Source organism: Cyanobium sp. LEGE 06143, from assembly GCF_015207535.1.
Taxonomy (GTDB): domain Bacteria; phylum Cyanobacteriota; class Cyanobacteriia; order PCC-6307; family Cyanobiaceae; genus NIES-981.
Genome location: NZ_JADEWP010000040.1, coordinates 1 through 15676, shown reverse-complemented (window position 1 = coordinate 15676; position 15676 = coordinate 1). Strand labels below are relative to the sequence as shown.

Annotated in this window: 21 protein-coding genes and 1 tRNA gene; 6 read left to right on the top strand and 16 right to left on the bottom strand. The window is 69.0% G+C overall.

Going from position 1 to position 15676, the window contains the following annotated elements:
- Window positions 1-7: 7 nt before the first annotated feature.
- Entirely contained in the window at window positions 8-559 is a 552-nt protein-coding gene (locus IQ216_RS04695; protein WP_193814543.1) for a cofactor assembly of complex C subunit B, read from the bottom strand.
- Between the two features lie 108 nt (window positions 560-667).
- Here IQ216_RS04695 and IQ216_RS04690 point away from each other — a divergent pair, with 108 nt between their 5' ends.
- Entirely contained in the window at window positions 668-1342 is a 675-nt protein-coding gene (locus IQ216_RS04690) for a ribonuclease D (protein ID WP_193814542.1), read from the top strand.
- Between the two features lie 21 nt (window positions 1343-1363).
- On the opposite strand, the gene IQ216_RS04685 is transcribed toward IQ216_RS04690, so the two are convergent.
- Together IQ216_RS04685 and IQ216_RS04680 are read right to left on the bottom strand one after the other, a co-directional pair.
- On the bottom strand, window positions 1364-1621 hold the full coding sequence (locus IQ216_RS04685; protein ID WP_193814541.1) for a hypothetical protein: 258 nt from the start codon (window positions 1619-1621) through the stop codon (window positions 1364-1366).
- Window positions 1622-1673: 52 nt separating this feature from the next.
- Window positions 1674-2972 carry a lipid-A-disaccharide synthase-related protein gene (locus IQ216_RS04680; RefSeq protein WP_193814540.1) on the bottom strand — a complete coding sequence of 433 codons (1299 nt, stop codon included), beginning with the start codon at window positions 2970-2972 and terminating at the stop codon, window positions 1674-1676.
- Between the two features lie 44 nt (window positions 2973-3016).
- Between IQ216_RS04680 and IQ216_RS04675 the strand changes: the two genes are divergently transcribed.
- Window positions 3017-3087: transfer RNA gene (locus IQ216_RS04675), tRNA-Cys, on the top strand.
- A 26-nt stretch (window positions 3088-3113) separates the two neighbouring features.
- Here IQ216_RS04675 and IQ216_RS04670 read toward each other — a convergent pair.
- Window positions 3114-3650, bottom strand: a complete 537-nt coding sequence (locus IQ216_RS04670; protein WP_186697251.1) for a hypothetical protein — start codon at window positions 3648-3650, stop codon at window positions 3114-3116.
- Between the two features lie 5 nt (window positions 3651-3655).
- Window positions 3656-3826: a hypothetical protein gene (locus IQ216_RS04665; protein ID WP_186697250.1), complete on the bottom strand. Its 171-nt coding sequence runs from the start codon at window positions 3824-3826 to the stop codon at window positions 3656-3658.
- Between the two features lie 35 nt (window positions 3827-3861).
- On the opposite strand from IQ216_RS04665, the gene IQ216_RS04660 reads away from it, so the two are divergent.
- Window positions 3862-4842 (top strand): aldo/keto reductase, encoded by a 981-nt coding sequence (locus IQ216_RS04660; protein WP_193814539.1) that lies wholly within the window; start codon window positions 3862-3864, stop codon window positions 4840-4842.
- Window positions 4843-4851: 9 nt separating this feature from the next.
- On the opposite strand, the gene IQ216_RS04655 is transcribed toward IQ216_RS04660, so the two are convergent.
- Window positions 4852-5502, bottom strand: a complete 651-nt coding sequence (locus IQ216_RS04655) for a 2-hydroxyacyl-CoA dehydratase (protein ID WP_193814538.1) — start codon at window positions 5500-5502, stop codon at window positions 4852-4854.
- A 94-nt stretch (window positions 5503-5596) separates the two neighbouring features.
- On the bottom strand, window positions 5597-6637 hold the full coding sequence (purM, locus tag IQ216_RS04650; RefSeq protein ID WP_193814537.1) for a phosphoribosylformylglycinamidine cyclo-ligase: 1041 nt from the start codon (window positions 6635-6637) through the stop codon (window positions 5597-5599).
- 413 nt (window positions 6638-7050) lie between these two features.
- Between purM and IQ216_RS04645 the strand changes: the two genes are divergently transcribed.
- Window positions 7051-7554, top strand: a complete 504-nt coding sequence (locus IQ216_RS04645; RefSeq protein WP_193814536.1) for a septal ring lytic transglycosylase RlpA family protein — start codon at window positions 7051-7053, stop codon at window positions 7552-7554.
- A 132-nt stretch (window positions 7555-7686) separates the two neighbouring features.
- Window positions 7687-9237, top strand: a complete 1551-nt coding sequence (locus IQ216_RS04640) for a bifunctional pantoate--beta-alanine ligase/(d)CMP kinase (protein ID WP_193814535.1) — start codon at window positions 7687-7689, stop codon at window positions 9235-9237.
- Between the two features lie 18 nt (window positions 9238-9255).
- Here IQ216_RS04640 and IQ216_RS04635 read toward each other — a convergent pair whose 3' ends face one another.
- From IQ216_RS04635 to IQ216_RS04605, 7 genes are all read right to left on the bottom strand, one after another.
- Window positions 9256-9747: a low molecular weight protein-tyrosine-phosphatase gene (locus tag IQ216_RS04635; RefSeq protein ID WP_193814534.1), complete on the bottom strand. Its 492-nt coding sequence runs from the start codon at window positions 9745-9747 to the stop codon at window positions 9256-9258.
- The gene (locus tag IQ216_RS04630; protein WP_193814533.1) at window positions 9744-10406 is read right to left on the bottom strand and encodes a HEAT repeat domain-containing protein; all 663 of its coding nucleotides are present in this window, start codon (window positions 10404-10406) and stop codon (window positions 9744-9746) included. Before IQ216_RS04630 ends, IQ216_RS04635 begins: the two co-directional genes overlap by 4 nt.
- A gap of 5 nt (window positions 10407-10411) precedes the next feature.
- The gene (locus tag IQ216_RS04625; protein ID WP_193814532.1) at window positions 10412-11236 is read right to left on the bottom strand and encodes a HEAT repeat domain-containing protein; all 825 of its coding nucleotides are present in this window, start codon (window positions 11234-11236) and stop codon (window positions 10412-10414) included.
- 213 nt (window positions 11237-11449) lie between these two features.
- Window positions 11450-11938, bottom strand: coding sequence for a phycocyanin subunit alpha (gene cpcA / locus IQ216_RS04620; RefSeq protein WP_186697240.1), 489 nt, complete (start codon window positions 11936-11938; stop codon window positions 11450-11452).
- A 70-nt stretch (window positions 11939-12008) separates the two neighbouring features.
- Window positions 12009-12527 (bottom strand): phycocyanin subunit beta, encoded by a 519-nt coding sequence (locus IQ216_RS04615; protein WP_193814531.1) that lies wholly within the window; start codon window positions 12525-12527, stop codon window positions 12009-12011.
- Window positions 12528-12817: 290 nt separating this feature from the next.
- The gene (locus IQ216_RS04610; protein ID WP_193814530.1) at window positions 12818-13084 is read right to left on the bottom strand and encodes a phycobilisome linker polypeptide; all 267 of its coding nucleotides are present in this window, start codon (window positions 13082-13084) and stop codon (window positions 12818-12820) included.
- Between the two features lie 58 nt (window positions 13085-13142).
- Complete coding sequence (locus tag IQ216_RS04605; protein ID WP_186697237.1) at window positions 13143-13988, bottom strand: phycobilisome rod-core linker polypeptide; 846 nt, start codon at window positions 13986-13988, stop codon at window positions 13143-13145.
- A gap of 282 nt (window positions 13989-14270) precedes the next feature.
- On the opposite strand from IQ216_RS04605, the gene IQ216_RS04600 reads away from it, so the two are divergent.
- The gene (locus tag IQ216_RS04600; RefSeq protein ID WP_193814529.1) at window positions 14271-14684 is read left to right on the top strand and encodes a hypothetical protein; all 414 of its coding nucleotides are present in this window, start codon (window positions 14271-14273) and stop codon (window positions 14682-14684) included.
- A gap of 6 nt (window positions 14685-14690) precedes the next feature.
- On the opposite strand, the gene IQ216_RS04595 is transcribed toward IQ216_RS04600, so the two are convergent.
- Window positions 14691-15329, bottom strand: coding sequence for a chromophore lyase CpcT/CpeT (locus tag IQ216_RS04595; RefSeq protein ID WP_193814544.1), 639 nt, complete (start codon window positions 15327-15329; stop codon window positions 14691-14693).
- Window positions 15330-15432: 103 nt separating this feature from the next.
- The gene (locus IQ216_RS04590; protein ID WP_193814528.1) at window positions 15433-15666 is read right to left on the bottom strand and encodes a hypothetical protein; all 234 of its coding nucleotides are present in this window, start codon (window positions 15664-15666) and stop codon (window positions 15433-15435) included.
- Between the last annotated feature and the right edge of the window lie 10 nt (window positions 15667-15676).

Sequence of the window (15676 nt, the reverse complement as noted above, 5' to 3'; positions counted from 1 at the left end):
GGGCGGTTCAGATCGGCGAGCTCAGCAGGTTGCCATCACTGAACAGGCCCAGCTTGGGGCCCAGCTCCAGTTCCAGGGCGATCAGCTCATCGCGATGGGCCCGCAGGCGCAGGGCACTGCCGGTGGCCTGGTCATGGCTGATCAGCCGCAGTTCCACGGTTTCAGGCCGCTCGGCGCGGCGCCGATACACCACCCCGGCCAGGGGGCCGACCAGAACGAGCAGCAGCGGCCACCACACCAGGCCCGGCTGCACCTGGCGGATCACCAGGCCCAGGGCGCCTGCCCCCACGCCGCCCAGCAGCGACAGCAGCAGCGCCAGCGGAACGCTGGAGCGCACCTGGCCGCGAAAGCGCAGGGAGCGCTGTTCGGGGTCGCTGGCTTCCGCCATCCAGCCCCGCTGCAGCAGCCAGGCGCTGAGGCTGTCGAGCACCTCCAGGGGCGGCTTGGAGGACCGCACCTCCACGGTGGTGGTGCGGTCTTTGCTGGCGGCGCGCAGGAAGAACACCAGCCCCACCGCCATCAACAGGGTGAGCACCAGGGTGGAGCCAGAGGAGAGCATGGTCTGCCGAAATCCCGACCCATTCTGCTGGCGCGGGCCCGGGGCCGGGAAGTCCCGCTGTGCCCGTCCAACATGGGGCCTGATCCCCAGCCGCTTGCCTGCCCCTCCATGACCGCAGCTCCCACCAGCAACCTCCCCGCCCCGGCGCGCTTCGCCGTCTTCGACGGTGATCTCGATGCCACCTGGGCGGAGCTCTACGCCGGCGCTCGTGCCCTGGCGGTGGACACCGAGGCCATGGGCCTGATCCACGGCCGCGACAGGCTCTGCCTGGTGCAGATCTGCGACGACGACGACAACGTGTGCTGCATCCGGTTGGCCCGGGGTCAGAGCTCGGCGCCACGGCTGCAGGCTCTGCTGGAGAGCAGCGCCACCGAGAAGGTGTTCCACTTCGCCCGCTTCGATGTGGCGGCCCTGGCGGAGAACCTCGGCATCGCCGTGGCGCCGATCTTCTGCACCAAGATCGCCAGCCGCCTGGCCCGCACCTACAGCCCCCGGCATGGGCTCAAGGATGTGGTGCAGGAGCTGGTGGGGGTGGAGCTCGACAAGCGGGCCCAGAGCTCCGACTGGGGCCAGGTGGAGGACCTCAGCGAGGCCCAGCTGGCCTACGCCGCCGGCGATGTGCGCTATCTGCTGGCCGCCCGCGACCGGCTGGAGCTGATGCTGCGGCGCGAGGAGCGCTGGGCCCTGGCTGAGCGCTGCTTCCAGTGTCTGCCGGTGTTCTCCGACCTGGATCGTCAGCGGTTCCACCTGCTGTTCGAGCATTCCAGCGGAGGCCAGCGCTGAGCGACTGGGCCCCGGGGGCGTTCAGTCTTCGAGCATGAAGTGTTCGTCGCGGCCTACCGCCTCCAGCAGGGAGGAGAGCCGGGCGTGGTTGTCGGCGCTGCTGGCGGTGGCCTCGCTGAGCAGCTCTTCGGCCAGGGCCTGCTTGCCGGCGGTGTCGCGGATGGCCACGGCGGCGGCCTTCATCTCCACCCGGCGCCGGGCGGCCCCCAGGCTCACGCCCATGGCGCTGGCCAGCCTGGCGCAGGCCGCGTTGTAGGCCCGATCAGGGATGCCTGCCATGGAGTTGCCCGCCGCTGGTGGGTGATCGTTCAGTATCCCAGCCCCTCCTCCTCTACCGCTGGGCGGGTTCCCTCTGGCCCGGCAGCGGGGCGTCAGGATCCGGCAGAAGCCGCTGCTCCAGCAGCACGGCCAGCCGCTGGCTCCCCCCGCTCGTTCCCATGCGCCGACGCCCGGTCCGGCCCAGGGTCTGCCGCAGGGCCGGGCTGGCCAGGAGCGTTCTGAGCCGCTCCGCCAGCTCCCGGGGGGTGTGGCAAGGCTGAACGGCGCCGCCCAGCAGCCGGCTCTGGCGCCGTGCGAAGCCCGCCTTGAACTGGGGACCCGGGCCCGGCAGGGACAACACCGGCACCCCAAGCCCGGCGAGCTGCTCGGTGGCGGTGCCGGCCGTGGCCAGGCCCACCTCGGCCCAGCCGGCCCACTGCTGAAAGCGCTCTGGACCCAGCAGCACCTGCAGCTCACCCCTGTGCCAGGTGGCAATGGCGCCACAGGCCTCCAGCTCCGGTGTCAGCACGCCCTCCTGCAGGCCATGACGGCGCAGCAGCTGATCCCATTCATGCGGATCGGGCCTGGTCGCACTCGCCAGCAGCAGCGTCGTGGGGCAGGCGGGCTCCCAGGCCTCCAGCACCCCCAGCAGCCTGGCGGCATTGCGCCGTGATTCCGGCTCCCGGCTGCCCGGCAGCAGCAGCAGCCGCTGGCGCCGGCTCAACCAGGCCGGCGGCGATGGCTGCGGCTCCAGTCCATCCAGCATCGGGTTGCCCGGTGCCAGGGCGGTAATCCCATGCCGCCGCAGGCCCCGGGCCGTGAAGCGGTCGCGCACGGCCACGATCCGACAGCGCCGATGGCCCATCAGGGCCCATTCCCAGGGATCCCATTCGCTTCCCTTGCAGGCGTGGTAGCGGTCGGCCAGGGGGCTGGCGCCCCAGCCGGCGGGGGGCGCCGAGGCCCAGGTGAAATCACTCTTCGGGGTGCCGATGAAGCCGTAGGCAGCGCCACTGGCCCAGGCCAGCAGCAGGGGCAGCAGATCCCCCACCGCCAGCAGCGGCGCCCCGCTGCGGCCCCAGGCCCGCACCCAGCGCCACTGGTGCCAGCTGAGCTGGGCCAGCCCGGCGAGCAGGTCCTGGCCCAGGCCCCCCAGGCTCTGGTTGGAGAAGCCGCCGCTGGGCAGGGGGCTGCGGGGCCCCACCAGCTGCAGCTGGCCCGTTGCGGCCGCCGCGGCGAAGGCCCGCCCCTCGCCCACCAGGGGCAGCACCAGCACGGCACGCTCGGGCCGACGCTGCCGCAGGGCCTGCACCACCCGCAGGGCGATCAGATCCTCTCCATGGCCGTTGCTCAGAACCAGCAGCGGGAGGGGCATGCCATGGCTGATACGATCCGCTCACGGGAGTTTGCTCCCCGGTCGGCGGCATGGCCAAGTGGTAAGGCAGAGGATTGCAAATCCTTTACCCCCAGTTCGAATCTGGGTGCCGCCTCTTCCTGAATTGCCGGGCGGCAGGCCCTAGGGGGCTGCCTCGGCGATCCACGAACCTCCCTCCCGGCTGCTGGCATCACAGAGCACCCGGTCGCGCTCCAGCACGCAACTGCCCTGCACCAGATGGGTCTGGGGCAGCCCCATGATCAATCCCCTGTCGTCGTAGCGGCTGTCCGCCACCGTGCTCACCAGCAGCCGCGTGGGCCATTGCGGCTCGCACTGGCCATCCACGGAGCAGCGCATCGCGGGCTGCCCGGCCTGGAGCTGGCCCACGAACAGCAGCTCCTCGGCCATGGTCCGGGACCCATCAGCCTCCACCAGAAACCGCACCGTGAGCAGTCCGGCCAGGTTCTGATCCAGGCGCAGTGCCTGGCAGTTCTGCTCGCGTCGGTTGATCTGCAGATCGCACTGGCGCGTGGGGCTGGCCCAGCGTCCGAAGCCCTCGGCCCGCGCCGTCAGGCGCCCAGCCAGGAGTCCCGCCAGAGCGGCTGTCGCCAGCAGCAGGCCCGTCGCCCCGCCCAGCCAGGGCGCCCTGGCTGCCCCACCAGGGCTCAGTGGCCGCACAGACCTCAGTAGCCGGAATCCGCCACGCAGAATCCCTGGCAGCTGATGCCATTGCTGGCGGTGCGGCCACAGTGGTTGCAGAGCACCGGCTCGGCGCCGGCCGCTGGCGGAGAGGAACTGGAACACGGCAGTTCGGCAGGCTGGCTGGAGGACTCGGGCGTTGGCAGCGCGCTCATCTTCGACTCTTTCACCCCGGGCTCATCTCCACACCATGGCGCATTCCTCCCCGTCCCTGCCCGTCGCCCCCGGCATCGGCGTGGGCACCTGGGCCTGGGGCAATCAGCTGCTCTGGGGCTATGACCCCAGTCAGGACGCCACCCTGCAGGCCACGTTCCAGCGGGCGGTTGAGCTGGGTCTGCACTGGTTCGACACGGCTGACTCCTATGGCACGGGGCGCCTGAACGGCCGCAGTGAGCAGTTGCTGGGTCGTTTCTGCGCGGCGCTGCCGCCGCAGCAGAGCGAACGCCTCCTGGTGGCCACCAAGCTGGCCCCCTTCCCGTGGCGGTTGGGCCGCGGCGGCTTCCGGCGGGCGTTTGCCGCCTCCCGTCGACGCCTGCAGGGGAAGCTCGACCGGGTCCAGCTGCACTGGAGCACGGCCCGCTATGCCCCCTGGCAGGAGGGTCCGCTGCTGGAGGGCCTGGCCGATCTGGTGACCCAGGCTGAGGTGGCGGAGCTGGGGGTGTCCAACGTGGGCCCGCGGCGGTTGCGCCAGATGCATCAGCGCCTGGCGGCCCGTGGCGTGCGGCTCGCAAGCGTTCAGGTGCAGCTCTCACTGCTCTCGCCGGCCCCGATCGAAACTGGCGGCGTGGCCGAGGTGTGCCGGGAGCTGGGCATCGAGCTGATTGCCTACAGCCCGCTGGCCCTCGGGTTGCTGGCGGCCAGCCACGAGGCGCCTGCCCCAGCAGGAGCCAGGGGGGCTCTGTTTCGCCGCTTGGCGCCCCAGCTGGCTCCGTTGCGCGAGGCGATGGCGGTGATGGCTCAGCGCCGTGCCGCGCCGGCGGCGGCCGTGGCGCTCAACTGGTGCCGTTCCCATGGCGCCATGCCGATTCCCGGACTGCGCAGCCCCGCCCAGGCCGAGGCCGCCGCCGCCGCCGGCCGCTGGCTCCTGGAGCCAGCTGAGCGTGAGCTGCTTGACCAGCTGGCCGGTGGGCTGATGCGCAGAATGCCCGCCAACCCCCTGGCCAGCGACTGATCCTGCCGCTCAGAAGGAGGAGGGCGCCGGAGTGAGCACCACTGGCAGCACCTCGGGCGTGGGCCTCTCCCCATCGGCAGGGGCTGGCACACTGGCGCGGCTGTCGGTCGCCCTGCTGGGGGCTGCCTGAGTGACCAGCTCAGGGCCGCAGGCCTCCAGGGCCTCCTGGAGGAGGGAGTCGAAGGTGGCTCCCGGCAGACGGTGGCGGGCCAGTTCCATGAAGGCCCGGGCCAGGGATTCCCCAGCTGCGGCCCGCAGGGCTGGATTGTTGCGGCGCAGCTCCTGCTCCTCGGCGATGGCGCGGATGAACCGCTCGGTCACATCCCGTTTGGTGCTGGCCCGGATGCGGGTGTCGAGTTCGGTCTGGGTGAGGCTGAGCTGGCCCTCCAGTTCAGCCAGCCGCCGCAGCAGGCTCTCCAGCACTTCGCGGGCCTCCTTGGCGATATGGGCCAGCTGCCCGTCGGAGAGCCGTGGCAGATCCGCCACAAACACCTTGCCGTGGTCGCGCAGGGTGAGGAAGGTGGGCCGCAGGCCAGTGCGGATCGTGCCGGCATGGCCCTCCCGCGGCCGGATTGGCCGAATCGGTGGCACCGGCCCGGCCGAGCTGCGGCGTCGGGTGATGCGGGAACCGGAAGCGAAGGGAGGTTGCGACTTATTCATGCATTCATGCCTTGGACAGGGGGAGTCGGATGGTCTGCAGGCGGAGCGGACCGGCTCAATCTGCCAGCGCAGCGGCGGCGACGGCTGGTGTCGCTCAGAGTGGCAACCCTGCCACGCCTGGAGCGCCGTTCGGATCGTCTGCGGCCCGCACCTCTCCCACGGGCCAGGCCGCGTATCCCGTGGCGGCACAACAGGCCAGGGCCGGCTCCTGCGCCTCAGGCGGCACCACCAGGCAGAACCCCACCCCCAGGTTGAAGGTGTTCCAGAGGTCGGCCTCCGGCACATCGCCGGCCTCCTGCAGCCAGCGGAACACGGCCGGGCGCTGCCAGCTGTAGGGATCGATGGCCGCCTGGAGCCCCGCGGGCAGGCAGCGGGGCAGGTTTTCCGGCAGTCCTCCGCCGGTGATGTGGGCCATGCCGCGCACGGGGATGGCGCTGGCCAGCAGGGCCTTCACCAGGGCGCCGTAGAGGCGGGTCGGGGTGAGCAGTGTGTCGATCAGGGGGCAGTCCGCGCCTGGCAGGGCGGTGTCGACCCCGGCTCCGCTGGCCTCCAGGATGCGCCGCACCAGGCTGAAGCCGTTGCTGTGGACGCCACTGCTGGCGATCGCCACGATGCGGTCGCCGGCCTTGATCCGGGTGCCGTCGATCAGGGCGTCGGCCTCCACCACGGCCACGCAGAAGCCGGCCAGGTCGTAGCGCCCGGGGCCGTAGAAGCCGGGCATCTCCGCCGTTTCCCCCCCAAGCAGGGCACAGCCGCTCTGGCTGCAGCCAGCGGCGATGCCCTCCACCACCGCCGCCATCGCCTCAGGGCTGAGCTTGCCGGTGGCGATGTAGTCGAGAAAAAACAGCGGCTCGGCGCCGGTGGTGATCACGTCGTTGACGCACATCGCCACCAGGTCAAGGCMTACCCCATGGTGGCTCTGGTGGGCCTGGGCCAGCTCCAGTTTGGTGCCGACGCCGTCTGTGCCTGACACCAGCAGGGGGTCCTTGAGGCCGGCCGGCAGCCGGCAGAGGCCGCCGAAGCCCCCGAGCCCGCCCACCACTTCGGGGCGTCGGGTGGCCTCCACCGAGCTGCGGATGCGAGCGACAAAGGCGCGACCGGCCACCACGTCCACCCCGGCAGTGCGGTAATCCATCGCTTTCAGCCCGCGTTCACGCCACTGATCCTCCGATGCCGCCGGCCAGGGCGCCGCAGGCAGGCCCAGCCGAGGCATGGGCCGGCCGAGGGGTTGGCCGGTTGCGCGATCGGCACAAGCTTGAATCAGCTGGGCTTATCGCCTTGATCGGATTGGCTGATGATTGTCTGGCTCAGAACAGCTCCCAATCCCAGTCTGCGGCTTGCGAGTGCGCTCTGATCATGAATTCTGATCAGATTCCTTGTAGCCAAAAGTGCCAAAACCCGGCTTGGGTTGCCCTTAATTTAGCGAAGTTGTTGTTCCGGTCCAGGAATTCCGCAGGTTTACGTGCTCCCACTGAAAGCTTTAGCTGGGAGATACCAATGCTTGCGAACCTCATTCAGGTTGCTGTTCTGCAGCGGATTTCGCCTGTTATGCGTCGCACTCTTTCCTTCGGGGCCCTGGCCCTCACCCTGGCTGCCGGCGCTGTTGCTCCTGCCCTGGCGGTCGATCCCAGCAGCCTCAACGCTGCCGAGCCGGCCCAGGGTCTKGCCATCTTCGACAGCGAGTWCTCCCCGGCTCCCTTTGAGGGGCTCAACGAGATTGCCCCGTCCGTTCGGATCGCCACCAGCAACCCCGGTGTGGTCAAGGTGATCCGGGGCCAGGCCAGCTGGTATGGCCCCGGCTTCTTCGGCAACCGCACCGCCAATGGTGAGCGCTTCCGCCCCGGCACCCTCACGGCCGCCCACCGCACCCTGCCCTTCGGCACCAAGGTGCGCGTCACGAACCTGCGCAACGGCCGCACCACGGTGGTGCGCATCAACGACCGCGGCCCCTTCGTCGGCAACCGAGTGATCGACCTCGCCCACGGCGCCGCCCATGAGGTGGGCCTGGTGTCCTCCGGCCTGGCTCCGGTGAAGCTCGAAGTGCTGCGCTGAGATCTGGGTCCTGCGCTGAGATCCGGCCCTGGGCCCGTCCCCCGGCTCAACGGCCGGGGTCATGTCCAGGATGATGCTTCCCCCCGGGCCCATTCAGGGCCTGGGGGGTTTGTTCTGTCGACTCCCTCCTCCGTGGCCCTGCTCAGAACCCGCCAAGAGCTCGAGGCCTGGCGCCGGCAGCAGCGGGGGCCTCTCCACTTTGTGCCCACGATGGGGGCGCTGCACCGGGGCCACGAGGCGCTGATCGCCCAGGCGGCCCAGCCCCGGGCAGAAGGCCTGCCGGTGGTTCTGGTGAGCGTGTTCGTGAATCCGCTGCAGTTCGGAGCCGGCGAAGACTTCAGCCGCTACCCCAGGCACCTGGCCCGTGACGGCGCCGTTGCCTCAGCCGCTGGGGCGGCTGCTGTGTTCGCTCCGGAGCCTGCCGAGCTGTTCCCAGGAGGAGAGGCCGAACTCACGCGCATCCAGCCGCCGCAGAGCCTGCTGCAGGGCCTGTGCGCGCCCGGGCGCCCCGGCCACTTCGCCGGCGTGGCCACGGTGGTGATGCGGCTGCTTGCCCTGGTGCGTCCCCAGCGGCTGCTGCTGGGGGAAAAAGACTGGCAGCAGCTGGTGATCCTGCGGCGGGTGGTGCGGGATCTGGGCCTGCCGGTGACCGTGCAGGGCTGTGCCACGGTGCGGCAGCCCGATGGCCTGGCCTTCAGTTCGCGTCACGCCTACCTCTCGGCCCAGGAGCAGCGCCGGGCGACCGCCCTGCCCACCCTGCTCACGGCCATCGCCCGAGATGGGCTGAGGGACGGCAGCGAGCCGACCCCAGCAGCCGCTGCAGAGTTGCGCCGGCGACTGGAGCAGAGTGGCCTCGATGTGGAGTACACCGCCCTGGTGGAGGCCCACAGCCTGAAGCCCGTTCACCGGGTGGCAGGGTTGACCCTGTTAGCGGCGGCAGTCCGCTGTGGATCTGCCCGCCTGATCGATCACACCTTCTTGATGAGTCGCGCCCCGATCGTCGCCATCGATGGCCCCGCTGGAGCTGGCAAGAGCACTGTGACCCGTGCCTTTGCCAGCCGTCTTGGCCTGATCTACCTCGACACCGGCGCGATGTACCGGGCCGTCACCTGGTTGGTGCGGCAGCAGGGGGCCGATCCGGCCGATGCCGCCGCCGTGGCCCCCCTGCTGCTCGATCTCGACCTGCAGTTGCTTGGTGGTGCCGAGCAGCGGGTGCTGCTGGGGGGGCAGGACATCACCGCAGTGATCCGCASCCCGGAGGTGACGGCCCAGGTGTCCGTGGTGGCGGCCCACGCCTGCGTCCGGGAGGCCCTCACCGGCCAGCAACAGGCCATGGGCGCCAGTGGCGGCCTGGTGGCCGAGGGCCGCGACATCGGTACAGCCGTGTACCCCGCCGCCGACCTCAAGGTGTTCCTCACCGCCACGGTGGCCGAGCGTGCCCGGCGCCGGGCCGAGGATCTGACCCAGCGAGGCTTTGCGGTGCCGCCCCAGGCTGAGCTGGAGGCCCAGATCGCCGATCGCGACCACCAGGACTCGAGCCGCAGCATCGCTCCCCTGTGCCGGGCCGGCGATGCCGTGGAACTGATCACCGATGGCATGACGATCGAGGCGGTGATCGAGGCCCTGGTGGACTTGTTTCGCCAGCGCATTCCCCACGACGCCTGGCCGGATCCGGCGCCCTGAGAGGCCCGCCCACCGGGTTCAGCGGGGCCGCAGCGCCTCCAGCAGCCCCGCGCAGGCGTCCTCCAGCAGGTCGAGCACCTGCTCAAAGCCCTCGGGGCCGCCGTAGTAGGGGTCGGGCACCGCTGCGGCCTTGCGCTGTCGGCAGAACCGGGTGAGGGGAGTGATGCGGGCCCGCTGCGAGCCGGATTGGACCCGCTGGCTGAGGGCCCTCACCTGGGCGAGGTTGTCCTCGTCCATGGTGAGGATGTGATCGAAACTGCTGATGTCGGCGAGCTGGATCTGGCGGGCCCGGCTGGTGAGCTGAATGCCCCGTTGGGCGGCGGCCGCCTGCATGCGCTCGTCCGGCGGGTGGCCCCGATGCCAGCCGCCGGTGCCGGCGGAGTCGACCAGGAAGTGATCCTGGAGCTGCTCGAGGGCCAGCTGATGCAGGAACACCCCCTCGGCGGCGGGGGAGCGGCAGATGTTCCCCAGGCAGACGAACAGCACCCGGGTGGGTTGAGGCGGGGTCATGGTGTGCTCAGCCGTTGCAGGGCCAACGCGGCCCGTTGGCGCACCACCGGGGGATTGCCGGCCTCGTCCAGCGTCAGCCTGCCCAGGCCGTCCAGGCACTGCCGAAACCCCTTGCAGCTCGCTGGCAGGTCTGCAGCCAGAGCTCCGAGCCCTACGGCCACCGCGTAGCGCACCACCCACTCGCCATCCAAGCTGGCGGCCAGCAGCGCCTGAAGGCATTGCTGCTGCACGGCCAGGGCCCGCTCCGGTGGCAACGCCGCCAGCTCCAGCTGGCCCAGGCCCCGGGCGGCAGCGCGCCGCACACTGGCGGCCACGTCGGTACCCAGGGCTTCGATCAGCAGCTCCAGGCCGCGGATGTCGCCGATCCCCGCCAGGGCCCGCACCGCCCAGGCCCGGGCGCCGTAGTTCTCGGCATCGAGCTGGAGCAGGGCTTCCACGGCCCCCTCGCCGATGCTCACCAGCCCCTCCACGGCGGCCACGGCGGCGCCGGGGTTGTTGAAGCCGAGCACCTTCACCAGGGTGGCCGCGGCCTGGGGATCGCTGTGGCTGGCCAGGGCCCGGGTGGCCTGCGCCAGCGCCAGGCTGCTGTCGGCCCGCTCCACCGCCTCGATCAGCTGGTCCAGCTCAGGGCTGGTCTGGGGCTTGATGGCGCTGTTCATGCCGCTCACAGCAGGGCGTCCATGCTGGCGAACAGGGCCAGCTCACCCGGCTCGCCCTGGCCCCGTTCCACCAGACCCCGCAGGGCGATCAGTTTGAGGCTGTTTTCGGCCAGGGTGGCACTGATCGCGGCCAGGGCCGGCCGCCAGCCGGCGGCGCCCAGGTCCATCAGGGCAGCCCGCCGCACCTGCAACTGGGGATGGCCCAGCAGCTCCACCAGCAGCTCACCCCAGCAGGGGTCGCCGTTCAGCTGCAGCAGGCTGCGGGCGGCGGCGCTGCGCACGAGGGGGCGGGGGTGATCGATGAAGGGCCGCAGCACGGCGATCACCTCAGGCCGGGCCACGCCGATCTCGCCCAGGGCCTCCAGCAGGGCTTCGCAGGGCTCCTGCAGCCGGGGGCTGTCAGGCTCCTGGGCTCCTGCGCTCTGCGGGCCGCTGGCCAGACGCTGGCATAGGGCCTCCACGGCCTCCACGGCGCCGATCTCGCCGAGGGCGCGGGCGGCCGCTTCCCGCAGTCCGTGGTCGGCATCCTCCAGGGTGTCGAGCAGATCGGGGATGGCCACAGCTGAGGCGGGCGCGAGCTTCCCGAGGGAGCGGGCCGCGTTGCGGGCCACGGCGTTCTCCTCCACCCCTGCCCCTGGGTCCCGTGGCCGTCGCTGGCGCAGGGCCTGCTGCAGCAGGGGGATGGTGTCGGGGTGGCCGCAGCGCATGCGGCCCACCCACCAGGCGGCGTAGTACTGCTGTGAGGGGTCAGCGCATTGGCGCAGGCGCGCCAGGGCCTCGGCTTCGCTGATCGGCTCCCCGGCTGGGGCTGCCCTGGGGGGTGCGGCCATGGAACGCGTCCCCGCGGAAGGGGGGGAGAGCTGGATCTGATGATGGCAGTACGGGTGACGGCTGTCCGGCAGGCGTCCTCGCGCCCGGGAACAGGAAAGCCGCCCCGTAGCGGAGTTCAAGCAAAAGCCCCCAGATGGGGGCGAGGAAGCCGATCCCCCTTTGGGGGGGAAGGGATGTTTGGGTTGCGGTTGCGGCTGAGTCCTGAGCAGGAATCAGACGAGGGCGCTGATGGCGTAGTCGATGTAGTTGTTGGCGATGACGCCGGGGTCGCCGGAGATGCCGTGGTTGGCCTTGATGTAGGAGAGGGCCTCGACGTACCAGGAGGGGGAGAGCTCGAAGGCCCGGTTGATCTCATCGAGACCGGCGACGAGGTACTCATCCATGGGGCCGGTGCCACCAGCGACGAGGCAGTAGGTGACCATGCGGAGGTAGTAGCCGATGTCGCGTGCGCACTTGGCCTTGCCGCGTGAATCGGAGGCGTAGTTGCTGCCCTGCATCTGGGTGGTGTAGGGGAACTTGCTGTAGACGGCCTGGGCGGCACCGTTCACCAGCTCATCGGCTTTGGCGGTGAGGGTTTTGGCGGCGCTGAGGGCGTTGGCAGCGCGCTCAAAGCGACCGAAGGCGGCGTTGAGCTCGGTGTTGGAGAGGAAGCGGCCCTGGGAATCAGCGGCGGCGACGGCCTCGGTGAGGGGAGTCTTCATGGTGAGAGAGAAGGAGAAGGTGAACCCGCGTGGAGGCGGGTGAGTTCAAGAGAAGAGAGGGCCGAGGCGATCAGCCGACGGCGGCAGCAGCGCGGTCGAAGTAGGTGCCGACTTCGCTCATGAGGGCGGCGCAGTCGCCGGGGGTGATGCCGTTGCGGTCGTTGGCGATGCCGACGGCGGCGTCCTTCATCTTGCGGATGCCTTCTGCGACGGAAGCGCCGGGGACGCCGAGGGCGAGGTAGGTCTCACGGAGGCCATTGAGGCAACGATCTTCCAGGACGGAAGCATCGCCGGTGAAGATGGCGTAGGTGACGTAGCGGAGAACGATCTCCATGTCGCGCAGGCAGGCAGCCATGCGGCGATGGGTGTAGGCGTTACCGCCGGGAGCGATCAGAGCGGGCTGCGAATCGAAGAGATCGCGAGCAGCGTTGGTGACGATTTTGGAAGCGTTGGAGGTGATGCGGTTCACCGTGTCCATGCGCTTGTTGCTCTCGGCCACCATGGCAGCGAGGGCATCAATCTGACCGGCGTTGATGAATTCGCCCCGGGCATCAGCCTGGGCTACAACCTTGGTGAAGGCGTCGAACATGGGGAGAGCTCCTGGTCGCGACGAAATGTCGGGGAGGGTTGATAGGGATAGCCAGGTTGTCCGTCGCCCGGCAACGCCGGGCACCTGTCAACTTGACTTGACCATTGTTGGTTGGCCCTGCGGCAGGCGTCTCGCCAATTAACAAACGGTCATCGTCTCCTGGTCTGCCGAGCCATGATCTGGGCATGAAAAAGCCCCCGGTTGGGGGGCAGAACATTCCAATGAACCGAGCTAGGGGTTGACCATCTGGTGGGGACCACTGGTGGACCTGCTTGATGTTGAAGCTGGGATCAGCCTTCGGCCTTTGACTTCGCCTTTTTGCGGGCTGGTGCCACCTTGCCCGTGCCGACGAGGTCGCCGCCATTGACGCTGACGCCGGTGATCTTGCCACCCATCCGCTGGACGAGTCGCATGGTTTCGTTCATTCTAGTGAAGGGCACATTCATGGTCATGTCTGCCGTACGCGAGTAATCGTTGTTGGCAAGACCGGTGACGGTGAAGGTGACCTGACGGCTGCTGGTGAAGCTGGTGCCGCGGCTACCTGCAGAAACCTTCATGGTGTTTCGGGCGAAGGAGTGAAAGGGAAAACGAACGAGGCTCGCGTCAAAGCGCGTTTCAGTTCACCGGCGTGATGCTGGCGACCCGACCACCCTCACGGTGGATCTGTTGCTGGTACTCCAGCAGTTTGTTGAAGGGAATAAAGCGCACCCGGTTGCTGCGCTTGTGCAGTCTGTAGTTGTTGAATCCGGTGATTTCCACCCTGAACGTGCGGCCTTCCTCTCCGGAACCCACGCCCTGTCGGGTGACCCCATCACTGGTGACCTTGCGGAACACAGCCCCCTTGGCGTTGGGGCTGACCACCGGCATCGGCTGCTCGGTATGGACGGCAGGATTGAGCCGGGACTGGGTCTTGAGCAGGTCACCGCGGACGGAGGCACCTACGCCGCGGGTGAGCTGCAGCATGTATGAAAACTGCAGCCCCTGCTGGCCGGAGTTGTAGTTGAAGCCATGCAGGTAGGGAACAGCCTCTTCGCCGAAGCGTTCCTGATATTCGGCGCTGTCGATGTAAGAGTCGATCTCGGCGTCGAATCCCTGCTCCTGCAGGATGGTGAAGTGATGGAGCATTTCGGCCTTGTTCTGAGGAGCCCGGCCGAGCAGATGCTTGAAGTTGAGTTCGATGAAGCGGTAAGGGTTGCAGTTCTCGAAGAACTTTTGCTTGTACAGGCCGCTCTTGGCCACCTGGCGCACGAATTCCCGGATGCTGAGGTAGCCACGCTTGAACAGGGATTCAGGCCCTGTGAGCCGCTCGCTCTTCATCACGTACTGGTTGCCCAGCACCTGGCGGTAGACGGCGCGGATCAGGAGCGCCTTGTCGTTTTCGGAGGCGTTGGTCCAGTTCTCTTTGGCGCTGTCGTTGGCGAAACGCTCAATGCCCAGATAGGCAGCGTTGGCGAGGGTCATGGGCTTCGGGCCGGGGGGGAGAAAACGCGACGTGGCCGTTGGACCGCCTGGGCAGACCAGGCGGCCTGGCAGGGCAGGACACCTTAAGGCGACGCTGCCAACGGCTGCATTGGCAGATCCTATGGGCCACCGGCAGGCCCACCGCCAGCCTTTCACAATCGTTACAAAGTTTGCCCCTGGCGCCCGCGCCTGACCCAGTTACCATCCGGCCAGGCGATGCCTGGGCTCCAGGGCTGTGGCGCACCGCCATACCAACCCGCAACCAACCCGCACGGAGGGGCGATGGGCGATCCAGCTGGCCATCCTGATCCTTCACTCCGGGCCTGCCCCGAGCCGACCGCCAGGGTTGCTCCGGCGATCGATCGACTGGCCCACCAGCTCAACACCCTCTCGGAGGTGGTGGAAGCCATCACCTTCCGGCTTCTGGAGCTGGAGGAGAAGGTGTCCGTCCAGCAGCAGCGGCTGGAGCCCCTGGTGGAGGCTTCCGATCGGGAAGACGAGCACCAAGACGCCCTGCGCAAGCTGCGCTTCGATCAGACCGAACAGCGCCTGAGCCACCTGGAACAGCTGCTGCAGCTGGACAACAACCCCGGCCCGCTTGCCTCGTTTCCTGAGTCTGCTCCCCCCTTGATGGCCATCGACGGCCCTTTCCCTGAAGAGCTGGAGCAGCCCTTCATGGATGACGTGCCGGCCTGATCGGCGTCAGATCCGGAAGGCCTCATACCAGGCAGCGGGAATCTCGTGGCTGTAGTCAGCCGTGCGGCTGAACTGGAACGGGCCGGCGAGCGAGCCCCAGACCTGGGCATGGGAGCCGGGGTCGTGGCCCGTATCGATCGTGCGCATTCCTGTGGCATCGAGCTCCAGGCGGCTGACAAGGTACGTGGTCTGCCCCTTGCGCTCCACCAGACAGCGGCAGCCAGGCTCCACTTCGCCGACGAATCCCGCGGCTTCCTGGCGCACCATGTAGGAACACCCCTCCAGCGGCACCAGGTCGGAGGAGCTGATGCGGTTGCGCCGTGCCTCGTCGTCCACCGCGCCCCAGAAGCGTTGGTCGTCGGCGAGGGCCTGGTTGTGGATCACCAGAGCCTCGCCCTGGCGTTCGGCCCGCAGCACCCGGATTCTGTAGGGCACGCCTGGATTGATGGCGTAGCTCTGCTCCAGCAGCAGCGAGCCCGGAGCGAGCTGGGGCAGGGGCCGCAGCGTCACCAGGATGTGGGCATAGAGGGGGGGGTTGTCGAAGGCCTGCTGCTGGTTGCTGAAGCCGGCACTGAGCAGCTGCACCAACCGAGTCAGGGCGCCGGCGGCGTCGGTGCCCCTGGCACCCGTGCCGCGCTCGCCCATGCCGCTGTCGTCCGTGGTGCGCTCGCTCAACTCCCGTGGCTCAACTCGCTGGCCGTCAAGTTAAGACCCGAACGTGCCCTGGCCAGAGCCATGCAAAGCGGCCTCAGAGGCCGAGCAGTCTGAGCCGGAACTGCGCCACCTGCTCGGCCAGCTCAGGTGATGAGCGGCGGAACGGATGGTCGGCGACGGCCTCGAGCACAGCGGCGAGGAGGGCTTCGCGGGGTTGATCCAGGCTTGATGTCTGGTTGGCCAGCTTGAACCAGGCTTCATCGAAGGCCTGAGCAAAACTATCGGCGTTGTCGAACACCTGGGGGAAGCTGCCTGGGGGCTCGCGCATGGTGGGGGAG